Genomic DNA, 16,936 nt, shown 5'->3' with positions numbered 1-16,936 from the left:
GGCGCCCATGGCGTGGCCTCGCAGGGCGGCGACATCGTCGGCAAGGTGGTCACCACCATGACCGACATCGAAGCCTCGTCGAAGAAGATCGCCGACATCATCAGCGTGATCGACGGCATCGCCTTCCAGACCAACATCCTGGCGCTCAACGCCGCGGTGGAAGCGGCACGCGCCGGCGAGCAGGGCCGCGGCTTCGCCGTGGTCGCCTCGGAAGTGCGTACTCTCGCCCAGCGTTCGGCCGGCGCGGCCAAGGAGATCAAGGGGCTGATCGAGGATTCGGTCGACAAGGTCTCCGAAGGTTCGCAGCTGGTGCACCAGGCCGGCACCACCATGGGCGAGATCGTGACCTCGGTGCAGCGGGTGACCGACATCATGGCCGAGATCTCCGCCGCTTCTCAGGAACAGAGCGCCGGCATCGAGCAGGTCAACCAGACCGTCACCCAGATGGACGAGACCACCCAGCAGAACGCCGCCCTGGTGGAAGAAGCCACCGCCGCGGCGCGTTCGATGGAGGAACAGGCGCATCAGCTGAGCGATGCGGTCTCCCTGTTCCGCCTGTCCGAGTCCGACACCGTCGCCTCCTCGCTGGCGCGCGTGGCCGCCGCGCCGTCCGCACGCCCGGTCCTGCGCAGCGTCGGTACGCCGGCCGCGCGCGACGCCGGCGGCGACATGCACGAGTTCTGACCGCACCGCCTCCGCGCCGCCCGCCCGGGCCGCGCACCGGTATCGGCAGGGGCGGCTGGGGACCGGAAACGGTTCCCCGCCGCCCCTGTTCACTAAAGTTATGCGCCGCTGTTCCGATGTCGAGGGATACAAGGCAGAGGAGAGAGCCATGCCCCACCCCCGTTCCGGTTCCAGCATCGTCAGCCGCCTGATGCTGGGCGTGGCCCTGATCGCACTGCTTTCCTTCGGCGTGACCGCCGCCATCAGCTACTGGAAGAGCAGCCATGCCCTGCTCTCCTCGTCCCAGGACGCGATGCGCAACCTGGCAGGGCTCGAGGCCCAGCGCGTCTCCGACGGCTTGAGCGAAGCCTACGACACCGCCAATACCCTGGCCGCGACCCTGCTCCTGCAGCGGCAGCAGGGCATCCTGACCCGGCCGGCGGTGTCGGCCCTGTTCAAGCAGCAGTTGAGCGGCCATCCGGACTGGGTAGGCATGGGCACGCTGTGGGAACCGGACGCGTTCGATGGCGCCGATGCCGCGCATACCGGCGACGAAGCCCACGACGAGAGCGGGCGTTTCATGAGCTACTGGGCCTGGTCCGATGGCGTCCCGGTGACCGAGGCGCTGCGCGGCTACGACGTGCCCGGCGACGGCGACTGGTACCTGAAGCCGCGCGCGGGCAAGCAGCCCGTGCTGGTGGAGCCCTACAGCTACGCCATCAACGGCAAGCAGGTGCTGATGACGACGGTCGCCATGCCGATCCTGGAGGACGGTGGTTTCCAGGGCGTGGTCACGGTCGATTTCGCGCTGTCCTCGCTGCAGGAGCATCTGTCCAAGCTGTCGCCGATGGGCGAAGGGCACGTCGAACTGCTCTCGCCGGCCGGCCGCGTGCTGGCCAGCCGCGATCCGGCCGAGGTCGGCAAGCTGCGCGAGGATGCCGCCACCGGCGCGATGCTGGCACGCATCGCCAAGGGCGAAACCGTCGAGGCGTTCGTGCCGGATGCGGCCGGCAACGTGGCCATGTACGTGCCGATCCAGGTGGGCGATACGGCGCAGCACTTCGCCCTGGGCGTGATCGTGCCGCAGTCGCTGCTGACCCGACAGGCGAACGTGCTGCTGTACATCGTCGTCGCGGTGGGCCTGCTGGCCGCGCTGGGACTGTGCACGGCGCTGTTCGTGCTGTTGCGCCGGCAGGTGGTGGGTCCGCTGGCCGCCGCCGCGGGCGTCGCCGACGACATCGCCCACGGCAAGCTCGACGGCCGCATCGAGGCGGCGCGCCAGGACGAGATCGGCACCCTGATGCGCTCCATGCAGCTCATGCAGGGCAACCTGCGCGAACGGCTCGAGCGCGACGCCGCGCTCGCCGCCGAGAACCTGCGCATCCGCACCGCGCTGGACGACGTCACCACCAGTGTGATGATCGCCGACGCCGACCTCACCATCATCTACGCCAACCGCCCGCTGATGGAGATGCTGGGCAAGGCCGAGCAGGACCTGCGCCAGGACCTGCCCAACTTCGACATGAAGACGCTGGTCGGCAGCAACATCGACGTCTTCCACAAGCATCCGCCGCACCAGCGCAAGCTGCTGGGCGAACTGCACGGCACCCACCGCACGCAGATCACCGTCGGCAACCACGTCATGCGCCAGATCATCAACCCGGTCACCGACGGCGACGGCCGGCGCCTGGGCTACGTCGTGGAATGGGACGACCGCACCGTCGAGGTCCAGGTCGAGCAGGAGGTCAGCCGCATCGTCGCCGCCGCCGCCAGCGGCGAGCTGTCCGGGCGCATCACGCTAGACGGCAAGAGCGGATTCCTGCTGCAGCTGTCCGAACAGCTCAACGGCCTGCTGGACAGCTTCGCCACCAGTGTCGGCCAGGTCTCGACCCTGCTCGGCGCGCTGTCGCACGGCGACCTGACCACCCGCATGGAAGGCAGCTACCAGGGGGTGTTCGCGCGCATCCGCGACGATGCCAATGCCACCGTCGACCAGCTGACCTCCATCGTCGGCCGCATCCAGGGCGCGTCGTCGGCGATCAATACCGCCGCCGGCGAGATCGCCTCGGGCAACAGCGACCTGTCGCGCCGCACCGAGCAGCAGGCCGCCAACCTTGAGGAAACCGCCGCCTCGATGGAGGAACTGACCTCCACCGTGCGCCAGAACGCCGAACACGCACGCCAGGCCAACCAGCTGGCGCAGGGCGCGGCCGGCGTCGCCTCGCAGGGCGGCCAGGTCGTCAGCCAGGTGGTCACCACCATGGCCGACATCGAAGCCTCGTCGAAGAAGATCGCCGACATCATCAGCGTCATCGACGGCATCGCCTTCCAGACCAATATCCTGGCGTTGAACGCCGCGGTGGAAGCGGCGCGCGCCGGCGAACAGGGCCGCGGCTTCGCCGTGGTCGCCTCGGAAGTGCGCATGCTGGCCCAGCGTTCGGCCGGCGCGGCCAAGGAGATCAAGGAACTGATCGAGAACTCGGTCGGCAAGGTCTCCGAAGGCTCGCAGCTGGTGCACCAGGCCGGCACCACCATGGGCGAGATCGTGACCTCGGTGCAGCGCGTGACCGACATCATGGCCGAGATCAGTGCCGCTTCGCAGGAACAGAGCGCCGGCATCGAGCAGGTCAACCAGACCGTCACCCAGATGGACGAGACCACCCAGCAGAACGCCGCGCTGGTGGAAGAAGCCACCGCCGCCGCACGTTCGATGGAGGAACAGGCCACCCTGCTGGCCGATGCCGTGGCGGAATTCCGTACCGACGCCCGGCTGGCCGTCTCCGTCGCCGGCAAGGCCCCCGTACGGGCCGCGCCGCCTGCGCAGCCTCCCCGCTCCAAGGCCGTCGCCCAGCCGCGCCAGCAGGCCGCGACCGCCGACGCGGGCGACTGGCAGGAGTTCTGATCCCCTACCTTCCTTCCCCAAAAACCGTTCTGCAGCACCACCGTTGTTGCCCGATCGACAGGGCAGAAAACCTGGATGTCCCCAGGATGCCGGTCCCGCCCACCGCGGTTTCAGGCGCAATCCGCTGAAGAAACCGATGGCAGGGCCGCCATCGACCTCAACACCCGAATCAAAGGAATGACATGGTTACCCTAAGGAATCTGAAGGTCGGTTCGCGGCTTGCCGTCGGCTTTGGCCTGCTGTTGCTGCTCATCGTCGCCATCCTGGCGGTCGTCCTGTACGGCAACAGCCGCAAGTCGGAGCAGTTCAAGTACCTCACCGACGTCAACATGGTGAAGATGCGCCTGTTGAACGACATGCTCGACACCAACAACGCCGCGCTGATGCACCGCCGGCTGATGCTGATCAAGCGCGGCGACGGTCTCGACGAGGACCTGGCCCACACCCGGGAGCTTGTCCGCCGCTACGACCAAACCTGGGAGCAGTACGTCAAGATTCCGCGGGATGCCGCCGGGGACCGCATGGTCGCCGAGATCGAACAGGCCCGCCGGCTCGCCGCCGGACCGACCCAGGAGCTGGACGACTACATGCGCGCCGGCGATTTCGACGCCGCCATCCAGATCCTGCTCGGCAAACTGCGCCCGCGCGCCATGGCCTGGAACGAGAGCATTTCCAGCCTGCTCAAGTACCAGGGCGAACTGACCGCGAAAAGCAGCAACGAGTACCAGCAGATCGAAGGCTGGACCGGCAAGCTGTCGCTGGCCATCGGCCTGCTGAGCATCGCGCTCGGCGCCTTGCTGGCGCTGCTGATCACCCGCAGCCTGACCCGCCCGCTGGCCACCGCCGTGGGCCTGGCCAACGGCATCGCCGGCGGCCGGCTCGACAATGCCATCGACCTCTCCGGCAAGGACGAGGTCACCGACCTGCTGCGCGCCATGCAGCACATGCAGCGCCAGGTGCAGTCGGTCATCGCCGCGCAGGGCGAGATGGCCCGGCAGCACGAAACCGGCACCATCAGCTACCGCATCGACGCGGCTCCCTTCGCCGGCGACTACCGGCGCATGGTCGAGGAAAGCAACGCGCTGGTGGGCCAGCACATCGGCGTGAAGCTGCGCATCATCGAGGTGATGAAGCACTACGCCCGCGGCGACCTGTCGGTGGACATGGACCGGCTGCCCGGCGAGAAGGCCGCCATCACCCAGGCCATGGACGAGACCAAGGCCAGCCTGTCGGCGATCAACGCCGAGATCAAGCGTCTGGCCGGCGCCGCGGCGGCGGGCGATTTCAGCCTGCGCGGCGACGAGGACCGCTTCGAGCATGACTTCCGCGACATGGTCGCCGGGCTCAACCGGCTGATGGAAACCACCGACGGCAACCTGTCCGAGGTCTCGGCGCTGCTGCACGCCATCGCCGAAGGCGATCTGACCGCACGCATGCAGGGCGATTTCCGCGGCGTGTTCGCCAAGATGCGCGACGACGCCAACGCCACCGTGGCCCAGCTGACTTCGATCGTCGGCCGCATCCAGCAGTCGGCTTCCAGCATCAACCTGGCCGCCTCAGAGATCGCCACCGGCAACAACGACCTGTCGCGCCGTACCGAGCAGCAGGCCGCCAATCTTGAGGAAACCGCCGCCTCGATGGAGGAACTGACCTCCACCGTGCGCCAGAACGCCGAGCACGCCCGCCAGGCCAACCAGCTGGCCCAGGGCGCCCATGGCGTGGCCTCGCAGGGCGGCGACATCGTCGGCAAGGTGGTCACCACCATGACCGACATCGAAGCCTCGTCGAAAAAGATCGCCGACATCATCAGCGTCATCGACGGCATCGCCTTCCAGACCAACATCCTCGCGCTCAACGCGGCGGTGGAAGCGGCGCGCGCCGGCGAGCAGGGTCGCGGCTTCGCCGTGGTCGCAAGCGAGGTGCGCACGCTGGCACAGCGTTCGGCCGGCGCGGCCAAGGAAATCAAGGGGCTGATCGAGGACTCGGTCGACAAGGTCTCCGAAGGCTCGCAACTGGTGCACCAGGCCGGCACCACCATGGGCGAGATCGTCAGCTCGGTGCAGCGGGTGACCGACATCATGGCCGAGATCTCCGCCGCTTCTCAGGAACAGAGCGCCGGCATCGAACAGGTCAACCAGACCGTGGTGCAGATGGACGAAGCCACCCAGCAGAACGCCGCCCTGGTGGAGGAAGCCACCGCCGCCGCGCATGCGATGGAGGAGCAGGCCACCCAGCTGGCCGAGGCGGTGTCCGTGTTCCGTACCGGCGGCGGCAGGCCCGCCGCCGCCCGCCCTGTCGCCCCGGTCCGTGCTCCCGTTCCGGCTCAAGCGCCGGCGCCGGCGCCCAGACTGGCCCCGGCTCCACGCGCCATCGAACCGGCGATGGTCACCGATGCCGGCGATTGGCAGGAGTTCTGAGCCGATCGCTTCCAGACACCCGGCGGCCCGGATCCGGGCCGCCGGCCGGAGTTCCCGACGGACGGTCGCCACAGCCCTCAAGAACCGCCGTTCCTTACCGATGATGCTGGAGATTCCGTCCTCATCGGCCTCTCCATGTCCACCTCGTCCCACCGTTCCACGTCCGGCGAACACAAGAGCAGCGTCGCCACCCGTTTGATGCTGGGCATCGCCCTGATCGCCCTGTCGGCCTTCGGCCTGACCGCCGCCATCAGCTACTGGAAGAGCAGCCGCGCCCTGCTGGCGTCCTCGCAGGGCGCGCTGGAGAACCTGGCCCAGTTCGAGTCGCAGCGACTGGCCATCGAACTGAGCCGGACCTACGACGCGGTGCAGACCCTGGCCGAGAGCCTGCACACCCAGCGCGGCCAGATCAGCCGCGCCACCGTCTCCCAGACCTTCCGGCAGCAGCTGCAACTGCATCCGGAGCGCGCCGGCATGTGCGTCCTGTGGGAACCGGACGCCTTCGACGGCAAGGACGCCGAATTCGTCGATGCTCCAGAGCACGATTCCACCGGGCGCTTCATGAGCTACTGGGCGCGGGTCGGCGACCAGCTGGTCAGCGAACCGCTGCACGACTACGACGATCCCACGCTGGGCGCCTGGTATGTCACGCCCAAGACGCTGAAGAAGCCGGTCATCATCGAGCCCTACCCCTACGAGGTCGGCGGCAAGACCCTGATGCTGACCACGATCGCCATTCCGATCATGGAGGGCGACCAGGTGCTGGGCGTGGTCACCGCGGACTTCGAGCTGTCCACCCTGCAGCAGCGCGTCGCCCAGCTGCGGCCGATGGGCGAAGGCCGTGCCGAACTGCTCTCGCCGATGGGCATGGTCGTGTCCTCCCCGGACGCGGCCAACGTCGGCAAGAGCCGCAACGACGAGACCACCAAGGCGATTCTCGCCGCCACCGCCAAGGACCAGCTGTACAGCGACTTCAAGGCCGACGCGCAGGGCATGGTCAAGGTCTATGCGCCACTGCGCGTAGGCGAGAACAACCGCCGTTTCGCCCTGGGCATCCTGGTCCCGCGCGACCTGCTGACCGCGCAGGCCCGCTCGCTGCTCGGGCTGGTGGCGCTGGTCGGCCTGCTGGCCGCCGCCTCGCTGTGCGCGGGCCTGTGGCTGCTGCTGCGCGGACTGGTGCTGCGCCCGCTGGCCGACGCCGTGCGCGTTTCCGGCGACGTCGCCCAGGGCCGGCTGGACACCGTCATCCCCGAGCGGCGCAACGACGAGCTGGGCCAGCTGCTCCGCGCGCAGTCGCACATGCGCGAGCAGATCAAGGCGGTGATCCAGGCGCAGAACGAGATGGCCAAGCGCCACGACGAGGGCAACATCAGCTACCGCATCGACGCGTCCGGCTTCGCCGGCGACTACGGCCGCATGGTGCAGGAGACCAACGCGCTGGTCGGCTCGCACGTGCAGGTGCAGCAGCACCTGATCGGGATAATGAGGCACTACGCCCGCGGCGACCTGTCGGTGGACATGGACCGGCTGCCCGGCGAGAAGGCCGCCATCACCCAGGCCATGGACGAGACCAAGGCCAGCCTGTCGGCGATCAACGCCGAGATCAAGCGCCTGGCCGGCGCCGCGGCGGCAGGCGATTTCAGCCTGCGCGGCGACGAGGGCCGCTTCGAGCACGACTTCCGCGACATGGTCGCCGGACTCAACCGGCTGATGGAAACCACCGACGGCAACCTGTCCGAAGTGTCCGAACTGCTGCAGGCTATCGCCCGCGGCGACCTCACCGCGCGCATGCACGGCGACTTCCATGGCGTGTTCGCCAAGATGCGCGACGACGCCAATGCCACCGTCGCCCAGCTGACCTCGATCGTCGGCCGCATCCAGCAGTCGGCTTCCAGCATCAACCTGGCGGCCTCGGAAATCGCCACCGGCAACAACGACCTGTCGCGCCGTACCGAGCAGCAGGCCGCCAATCTTGAGGAAACCGCCGCGTCGATGGAGGAGCTGACCTCCACCGTGCGCCAGAACGCCGAGCACGCCCGCCAGGCCAACCAGCTGGCGCAGGGCGCAGCCGGCGTCGCTTCGCAGGGCGGCCAGGTCGTCAGCCAGGTCGTCACCACCATGTCGGCCATCGAGTCCTCGTCGAAGAAGATCGCCGACATCATCAGCGTGATCGACGGCATCGCTTTCCAGACCAACATCCTGGCGCTCAACGCCGCGGTGGAAGCGGCGCGCGCCGGCGAGCAGGGCCGCGGCTTTGCCGTGGTCGCAAGCGAGGTACGCACGCTGGCCCAGCGTTCGGCCGGCGCGGCCAAGGAGATCAAGGGGCTGATCGAGGACTCGGTCGACAAGGTCTCCGAAGGCTCGCAGCTGGTGCACCAGGCCGGCACCACCATGGGCGAGATCGTGACCTCGGTGCAGCGGGTGACCGACATCATGGCCGAGATCTCCGCCGCTTCGCAGGAACAGAGCGCCGGCATCGAGCAGGTCAACCAGACCGTGATGCAGATGGACGAGACCACCCAGCAGAACGCCGCGCTGGTCGAGGAAGCCACCGCCGCCGCCCGTTCCATGGAGGAACAGGCGAACCATCTGGCGGCCGCGGTCGCCCTGTTCCGCATCGACGTTGCGCCGGTCCCGGCCCAGGCGCCGTCCGTGCCGCAGGCGGCGCCGCGGCGCGCCGAAGTCCGGCCGCCGGCCGCCGCACGACGACCGGCACCGCCCGCCGCCGCGCGCCCGGCCGAGGCGGTGGCGGCCGACGGCAGCGACTGGCAGGAGTTCTGATCCGCTCCGCAGGCGGCCCCGCCCTGGCGGGCCGCCCGTGGGAAACCCGACAACAGGCAACGCAGGACAGATGCCGGCCCGTCCGCAGAGGGCTGGTTCCGTGAACCCGGTTCCATCCCGATCCCGCCTCCCGTCATGGAATGACATCTCCCGCCCACGGCCACTGCAGAGGGCTTTGGGAGCGCCGATAACACGGGAGGCAGCTGTTCGCTCGTGCCCGAGGACGCAGGGCCATCCCCTTCAATACGCGATGACGGAAAAGGAAACAGCCGGATGAACACCCACACTGCCCTGCGTATCTTCAGCGACCTGCCGCTGCGGCGGAAATTCATGCTGATGCTCGCCATCCTGGCGGCCGGCATCGTCGCCCTGTGCCTGGTCACCGCCAAGCGCAACCACGACGAACTGATCCAGAACGAACGCCGGGCGCTGCATACGCGCGTGGAGGCGGCGCTGGCCCTGGCCAACCGCTACGCCGACCGCGCTGCCGCCGGCGAACTGAGCGAGCAGGATGCGCGGCAGCAGGCGCTGGCCGCCATCGAATCGCTGCGCAGCGCCAACGGCAGCGACTACCTGTGGGTGAACGACGAACACCCCACCATGCTGATGCACCCCTACCAGACCGCGTTGAACGGCAAGGATCTCAGCGACACCACCAGCGCCGACGGCAAGAAGATCTTCGTGGAGATGGTCAGGCTGGGGCAGCAGGACGGCGGCGGCTTCCTCGACTACACCTGGCCCAAGCCCGGCGTCGACGGCGCGGTGCAGAAGATCTCCTACGTCGGCCTGCACAAGCGCTGGGGCTGGATCATCGGCAGCGGCGAATACACCGACGACATCGCCGCGCGCGCCTGGAGCTTCAGCAAGGTGCTGATCCTGGCCGGCGTGCTGGTGCTGCTGTCGGCGCTGCTGCTGTGCTGGCTGATAGCCCGCTCCATCCTGCGCCCGCTGTCCGGCGCGCTGGGCGCGATCCAGGCCGTCTCGCACGGCGAACTGGACGTGCGCGTGGACCACCATTCGCGCGACGAGATCGGGCAGATGTACACCGCCATCGGCGAGATGGTCGGCCAGCTCCGCACCCGCGCCGAGCAGGACCGCGCGCGCGCCGCCGAGGACCTGCGCATCCGCACCGCGCTGGACGATGTCACCACCAGCGTGATGATCGCCGACGCCGACCTCACCATCATCTACGCCAACCGCCCGCTGATGGAGATGCTGGGCAAGGCCGAGCTGGACCTGCGCCGCGACCTGCCCCATTTCGACATGCAGACGCTGATCGGCAGCAACATCGACATCTTCCACAAGCATCCGCCGCACCAGCGCAAGCTGCTGGGCGAACTGCACGGCACCCATCGCGCGCAGATCAGCGTCGGCGGGCACGTGATGCGGCAGATCATCAACCCGGTCGCCGACGCCGACGGCAAGCGCATCGGCTACGTGGTGGAGTGGGACGACCGCACCGTCGAGGTCCAGGTCGAGCAGGAAGTCAGCGACATCATCGTCGCCGCCTCGCGCGGCGACCTGTCCGGGCGCGTGCGCCTGGAGGGCAAGAGCGGCTTCCTGCTGCAGATCTCCGAGCAGCTCAACGGGCTGCTGGCGGCCATCGGCACCAGCGTCCAGCAGGTCTCCGGCGTGCTGCGCGCGCTTTCGCACGGCGACCTCACCGTGCAGATGGAAGGCGACTACCGCGGCATGTTCGCCGACATGCGCGACGACGCCAACGCCACCGTCATCCAGCTCACCGGCATCATCGACCGCATCCAGACCGCGGCGTCCAGCATCAACCGGGCCGCGGCGGAGATCGCCACCGGCAACAACGACCTGTCGCGCCGTACCGAACAGCAGGCCGCCAACCTTGAGGAAACCGCCGCCTCGATGGAGGAGCTGACCTCCACCGTGCGCCAGAACGCCGAGCACGCCCGCCAGGCCAACCAGCTGGCCCAGGGCGCGCATGGCGTGGCCTCGCAGGGCGGCGACATCGTCGGCAAGGTGGTCACCACCATGTCGGCCATCGAAGCCTCGTCCAAGAAGATCGCCGACATCATCAGCGTAATCGACGGCATCGCTTTCCAGACCAACATCCTGGCGCTCAACGCCGCGGTGGAAGCGGCACGTGCCGGCGAGCAGGGCCGCGGCTTCGCCGTGGTTGCCTCGGAAGTACGCACGCTGGCCCAGCGCTCCGCCGGTGCGGCCAAGGAGATCAAGGGGCTGATCGAGGACTCGGTCGACAAGGTGTCCGAAGGTTCGCAGCTGGTGCACCAGGCCGGCACCACCATGGGCGAGATCGTGACCTCGGTGCAGCGCGTGACCGACATCATGGCCGAAATCAGTGCCGCCTCGCAGGAACAGAGCGCCGGCATCGAGCAGGTCAACCAGACCGTCACCCAGATGGACGAGACCACCCAGCAGAACGCCGCGCTGGTGGAAGAAGCCACCGCCGCCGCACGTTCCATGGAGGAACAGGCCAACGACCTGGCGTCCGCGGTCGCGATGTTCCGCACCACCTCCGCCCAGGCCATGCCGGCCGCGCGACCGGTGCTCAAGGTCGTGCCGCCCACGCCCGCGTCCACGCCGGCCCCCAGCCGCACGCGCCCCGCGCCGCCGGCCGCCGCCACGACCGACGCCGGCGACTGGCAGGAGTTCTGAGCGGCCGATCGCACGCCAGGGCGCCGGCGCAGCGTCGCCGGCGCTAAAGAGCCAGGGGAAGGGGCCGATACTCCATGAAGCCCTGCCGGTATGCTGTTGCCTTCAGGCCTCCGCCTTCCCTGTTCCAGAGACCATGTCAGAGCGCGAACCGACGGAATCCGCCCTTTCCTCCTTCGACGGCAACCTATATGCCGACGAGAAGTACATGGTCCGCAATCCGCGCCAGATCCGCCTGCTGCTGCAGGCGCTGATCGACCAGCGCGCCACGGTCGCGGTCCATCCCGACGGCCGCGAGCAATCCTATCCCAGCGCCGTGCTGGAACTGGACGAGGACGACCTCCTGCTCGACGGCAGCCCGCTGCCGTCGGTGAACCGCAGCGTCGGCGAGGCCTCGCACCTGCTGTGCTTCGCGCAGGTAGACAAGGTCATGGTCCGCTTCCGGCTGGAACACCCGCAGGTGCTGGCCGAGGACGGCCGCACCGCGTTCCGCGTCGGGTTCCCGGAAGAGGTCTACCACCTGCAGCGGCGCGAGCTGTACCGCCTGGAGACCCCGGTCGGCGATTCGCCCTGGTGCGTCATTCCCGATCCGCAGGGCGGCGATCCGCTGCGCTGGCGCGTGGTGGACATCAGTGCCGGCGGCATCGCCATCCTGTTGCCGCCGGACCTGACCCTGCTGCGCCTGCAGCAGCGCCTGGGCGCCTGCGAACTGCAGCTGCCCGACTCGGCGCCGGTCCCGGTGGACCTGGTGGTCTGCAGCCAGCTGGTGCGCAAGCAGGCCAACGGCGTCGAACAGCAGCGCGTCGGCCTGCGCTTCGAGAACCTGCCGCGCGGCGCCGACGCCGCCATCCAGCGCTACATCTTCCGCGTCGACCGCGAGCGCAAGGCGCGCCTGAACGGCGGCGTCTAGCCGGCCGCCTAAAGTCCTGGCCGCCGGCGCCGATACACGGAGTGTCTCTCTTCCGCACCCGCGCGCCGCCAGGACCAGGAACCCAATGAACGACACCAGCGCCCACGCCGCCACCACCGGCGGCGAGTACCTCAGCTTCACCCTCGGCAACGAGCACTACGGGGTGGACATCCTCAAGGTGCAGGAAATCCGCGGCTACGACGCGGTCACCCGCGTGCCCGACGCGCCGGACTACATCAAGGGCGTGATCAACCTGCGCGGCACCATCGTGCCGGTCATCGACCTGCGCCTGAAGCTGCGCCTGGACGAGGCGCGCTACGACGCCTTCACCGTGATGATCGTGCTCAACGTCGAGGACCGCGTGGTCGGCATCGTCGTGGACAGCGTCTCGGACGTGATCCCGCTCAACGCCGAACAGATCCGCCCCAAGCCGGAATTCGGCGCGGCCGTGGACACCCGCTTCATCTCCGGCATCGGCACCCAGGACGAGCGCATGCTGATCCTGCTGGACATCGAGACCCTGCTCGATACCGCCGACCTGGGCCAGGCGGCCGTGACGGAAGAAGCCGCGGCCTGACCAAAACGCGATAGCAGTCACATTTCAACGCGCGGCGTATCAATCATCGGCCCCGGCTGCCGATACCGAGCGCATGGCCGGCCGTTCGCCGGTGAAAACCCAATCCGGAGAAAAAGATGTCCAAGTCCCTCATTTCGCTGATGTCCGCGGCCCTGCTGGCAAGCGTGTCCCTGGCCGCTGCCGCCGACGAGATGATTCCGCCCGAGAACGCCCCCCGCTTCGCCGGCAAGGACGGCATGGTCTGCGGCAAGGTCGAGAAGGCCCGCTACGCCGAAGGCTCCGAAGGCCAGCCGACCTTCCTGCACATGGGCGGCGCGTTCCCGCGCCACACCTTCTCGGCGCGCATCCCCGGCTCGGCGCGCGGCAACTTCGGCTTCGACCTGATGTCGCTGGAAGGCAAGACCGTGTGCGCGATCGGCAAGATCCAGCGCGATGCCTCGCGCGCGGAGATCGAGGTCACCACGCCTTCCAACCTGAAGCTCGCCAACATCAAGTAATCCATCCCGTCGTCGCCGTGCCGGCTGCCGCCGGCACGGTCCCGCGGCAGCGCCCGGGGACGCAGCAGGAGACAGCGCAACCATGCAGTGGATCAAGAACCTCAACCTGATGCCGAAGCTGATGCTTACCTTCGGCATCGTCCTGTTCGTGATGCTGATCCAGGGCATCGTGGCCTATCGCGGCCTGCACTCGCTGGACAACGTCACCAACGAGATCGCCGACAAACGCATGGCCGGCCTGCGCACCAGCGGCGAACTGGCCGCCATGGTCAGCGAATACCGCAACGCGTCCTACCAGAGCCTGGTCCGCGCCAGCGACGAGGTGAAGGCCGAGGCCAAGGCCCGCGCCGGCGAACTGCGCACGCATATCGACGAATCCATCGGCGCGTACTCCAAGCTGGTCGACAACCCGCAGCAGCGCAAGCTGTTCGACACCTTCGTCGCCGACTGGGACGCCACCAAGAAGTCCTACGATTCGGTTACCGAAATGCTGGAACTGGATCTGCCCGACGACGCCATCGACACCTTCGTCGGCGAGACCCGCAACCTGCACCGCAAGGCCACCGCCTCGCTCGAGGCGCTGTCGGCCGACGAGAATACCCGCGCCCAGGCGGCCAGCGACGAGGCCGCCGAAACCTATGCCGCCTCGGCCACCGTCACCGTGATCGCGGTGATCATCGGCGTCGGCACCGGTCTGCTGCTGGCCTGGCTGTTCGCCCGTTCGCTGGTCGGATCGATGCGCGGCGCGGTGGACGTCGCCAACGAGATCGCCGGCGGCAAGCTCGACGGCACCATCGACACCCGCCGCGCCGACGAGGTCGGCGAACTGCTGCGCTCCATGCAGCGCATGCAGCGCGACCTGCGCGAGCGCATCGAGCGCGACCAGGCCATCGCCGCCGAGAACCTGCGCATCCGCACCGCGCTGGACTATTCCTCCACCGGCGTGTACCTGACCAATACCGACCTGCAGATCGTCTACGCCAACCGCGCCCTGGCGCACACGCTGGAGCGCTACGCCAGCGACATCAACGGCGCGCTCGACCATTACGACGCCTCGCGCCCGCTGGTCGGCCAGCCGGTGACCGCGCTGGAATTCCGCGGCGAGATGGACCACAGCGTGCTCGACGCGCTGCAGCGCACCGGCGTGGCTTCGCGCCAGATGCGCTACGGCGACGCCCAGTTCGCGCAGACCATCTCGGCCATCCGCGACGAGGCCGGCAGTGTCGTCGGCCATGTCGTGGAGTGGCGCGACCGCACCACCGAAGCCATGGTCGAACGCGAGGTGGCGCGGGTGATCGACGCGGCCGCCGCGGGCGACCTCAGTGGCCGCATCGGCACCGACGGCAAGGACGGTTTCTTCCTGGAACTGGCGCGCCAGCTCAACAGCCTGCTCGACGCCAACGCCGTCAGCCTGGAGCAGATCTCCGGGCTGCTGTCGGCACTGTCGCAGGGCGACCTGACCGTGCGCATGCAGGGCGATTTCCAGGGTGTGTTCGCGCGGATGCGCGACGACGCCAATGCCACCGCCGAGCAGCTGACCGCCATCGTCGGCCGCATCAAGCAGTCGGCCACGGCGATCAATTCGGCGGCCGGCGAGATCGCCTCGGGCAACAGCGACCTGTCGCGCCGCACCGAGCAGCAGGCCGCCAATCTTGAGGAAACCGCCGCGTCGATGGAGGAACTGACCTCCACCGTGCGCCAGAACGCCGAACACGCCCGCCAGGCCAACCAACTGGCCCAGGGCGCGGCCGGGGTCGCCTCGCAGGGCGGCGAAGTCGTCGGCCAGGTGGTCACCACCATGTCGGCCATCGAGTCCTCGTCCAAGAAGATCGCCGACATCATCAGCGTGATCGACGGCATCGCCTTCCAGACCAACATCCTGGCGTTGAACGCCGCGGTGGAAGCGGCACGTGCCGGCGAGCAGGGCCGCGGCTTCGCCGTGGTCGCCTCGGAAGTGCGCACGCTGGCCCAGCGCTCGGCCGGTGCGGCCAAGGAGATCAAGGAACTGATCCAGGATTCGGTCGGCAAGGTCGGCGAAGGCTCGCAGCTCGTCCGCCGCGCCGGCACCACCATGGGCGAGATCGTCAGCTCGGTGCAGCGCGTGACCGACATCATGGCCGAGATCTCCGCTGCCTCGCAGGAACAGAGCGCCGGCATCGAGCAGGTCAACCAGACCGTCACCCAGATGGACGAGACCACCCAGCAGAACGCCGCGCTGGTGGAAGAAGCCACCGCCGCCGCGCGTTCGATGGAAGAACAGGCCGCGCACCTGGCCGAGGCCGTGGCGCTGTTCCGCCTGGACGAGCGCGACGCGCCTGCGGCCCCGGTGCGGGTGGCGCCCGCCCCGGTGGCGGTCGCCGCGGCGCCGTCGCCGGCCGCCCATCCGCCCGAGCCGCGTCCGCGCAGCCAGGCACGCGTGGCCGTGGCCGAGGCCATGGACTCCGACTGGCAGGAGTTCTGACCGCTCCCCCGACAGCAACCCCGGCGCAAGCCGGGGTTCTGCTGTCGGCCATGCGCGGTCGCGGCGCCCAGGCGCCGCCGTGCGATGCCGGCCCGTTTGCGGCCGCTCAACTTGCCTGGCGCCCGGCCGATATCTCCAGGTGAAGTCCCGCCCCCGCGCCTGACGCCGCGGTACCGGCCGTCCCCCATATCCCCCTATTCGCGCATGAACATTCTCCGCAGCTGGTCGAGCTTCATCTCCAACATTTCGGTACGTGGCAAGCTCAACCTGCTCACGGTCATCATCGCCGTCGGCGTGATCGCGCTGGCGGTGATCGCCGCGCGCATGCAGTACCTGGATCTCTACGAGACCCGCAAGGCCTCGCTGCAGAGCGACGTCGAGCTGACCTACGGCGTGCTGGACCACTACGTCGAGCGCGTGGCCGACGGCACCCTGCCGCTGGACCGCGCCCAGGCCGAGGCGATCGCCGCGCTGGAAACGATGCGCGCCAAGGACGACTCCAGCTACTTCAACATCTACAGCACCGACTACGTCGTGCTGATGCACCCGTTCCGCAAGGACCTCCTCGGCAAGGACATGAAGGACTTCCGCAGCGAGGACGGCGTGCGCCTGTACCACGACCAGGTCGAGGCGGCGAAGGCCGGCGGCGGCTACGTGGGCTACGAGTGGGCCAAGCCGGGGCAGGACAAGCCCGTTCCCAAGCTCGCCTACGCCGGCATGTACAAGCCCTGGAACTGGGTGGTCTCCACCGGCGTCTACATGGACGACGTGCAGACCCAGGCCCTGCGTTTCACCGGGATCATGACCCTCGCCGGCGGCGTGCTGGTGCTGCTGGTGTTCGGGCTGAGCTGGGTGATCGGCAGCCGCATCGTGCTGCCGCTGCGCAGGGCCACCACCGTCGCCGACGCCATCGCCGGCGGCCGCCTGGACAACGCCATCGCGCAGACCTCGCGCGACGAACCCGGCCAGCTGCTGGGCAGCATGCAGCGCATGCAGGCGCAGCTGCAGGCGGTGATCGCCGCCCAGCAGGAGATGGAGCGCCAGCATGAAGCCGGCATCATCAGCTACCGCATGGACCAGGCCGC

General features: G+C 68.7%; 10 protein-coding genes. All 10 read left to right on the top strand.

The window, feature by feature from the left end; genetic code table 11:
- On the top strand, positions 1 to 684 hold a 684-nt coding region (locus CQ393_RS17625), incomplete at its 5' end, for a methyl-accepting chemotaxis protein (RefSeq protein WP_228114654.1).
- Positions 685 to 832: 148 nt separating this feature from the next.
- The gene (locus CQ393_RS18420) at positions 833 to 3,565 is read left to right on the top strand and encodes a methyl-accepting chemotaxis protein (protein WP_306767967.1); all 2,733 of its coding nucleotides are present in this window, start codon (positions 833 to 835) and stop codon (positions 3,563 to 3,565) included.
- 182 nt (positions 3,566 to 3,747) lie between these two features.
- Positions 3,748 to 5,982 (top strand): methyl-accepting chemotaxis protein, encoded by a 2,235-nt coding sequence (locus tag CQ393_RS17615; protein WP_153193576.1) that lies wholly within the window; start codon positions 3,748 to 3,750, stop codon positions 5,980 to 5,982.
- Between the two features lie 135 nt (positions 5,983 to 6,117).
- On the top strand, positions 6,118 to 8,763 hold the full coding sequence (locus tag CQ393_RS17610; RefSeq protein WP_153193574.1) for a methyl-accepting chemotaxis protein: 2,646 nt from the start codon (positions 6,118 to 6,120) through the stop codon (positions 8,761 to 8,763).
- A 273-nt stretch (positions 8,764 to 9,036) separates the two neighbouring features.
- Entirely contained in the window at positions 9,037 to 11,409 is a 2,373-nt protein-coding gene (locus tag CQ393_RS18415) for a methyl-accepting chemotaxis protein (RefSeq protein WP_194269713.1), read from the top strand.
- A 133-nt stretch (positions 11,410 to 11,542) separates the two neighbouring features.
- Complete coding sequence (locus CQ393_RS17600; RefSeq protein WP_153193573.1) at positions 11,543 to 12,316, top strand: flagellar brake protein; 774 nt, start codon at positions 11,543 to 11,545, stop codon at positions 12,314 to 12,316.
- A gap of 85 nt (positions 12,317 to 12,401) precedes the next feature.
- Complete coding sequence (locus tag CQ393_RS17595; RefSeq protein ID WP_153193571.1) at positions 12,402 to 12,893, top strand: chemotaxis protein CheW; 492 nt, start codon at positions 12,402 to 12,404, stop codon at positions 12,891 to 12,893.
- A 116-nt stretch (positions 12,894 to 13,009) separates the two neighbouring features.
- Positions 13,010 to 13,390, top strand: a complete 381-nt coding sequence (locus tag CQ393_RS17590) for a hypothetical protein (RefSeq protein ID WP_153193569.1) — start codon at positions 13,010 to 13,012, stop codon at positions 13,388 to 13,390.
- Positions 13,391 to 13,472: 82 nt separating this feature from the next.
- Positions 13,473 to 15,851: a methyl-accepting chemotaxis protein gene (locus CQ393_RS17585; protein WP_153193567.1), complete on the top strand. Its 2,379-nt coding sequence runs from the start codon at positions 13,473 to 13,475 to the stop codon at positions 15,849 to 15,851.
- Positions 15,852 to 16,055: 204 nt separating this feature from the next.
- Positions 16,056 to 16,936, top strand: an 881-nt coding sequence (locus tag CQ393_RS17580; RefSeq protein ID WP_153193565.1) for a cache domain-containing protein, incomplete at its 3' end; no start/stop codon positions are given.

It is taken from the genome of Stenotrophomonas sp. MYb238 (assembly GCF_009496535.1).
Classification (GTDB): domain Bacteria; phylum Pseudomonadota; class Gammaproteobacteria; order Xanthomonadales; family Xanthomonadaceae; genus Stenotrophomonas.
Note: the sequence above shows the minus strand (reverse complement) of the source record. Positions and strands in the feature narration are given on the sequence as shown.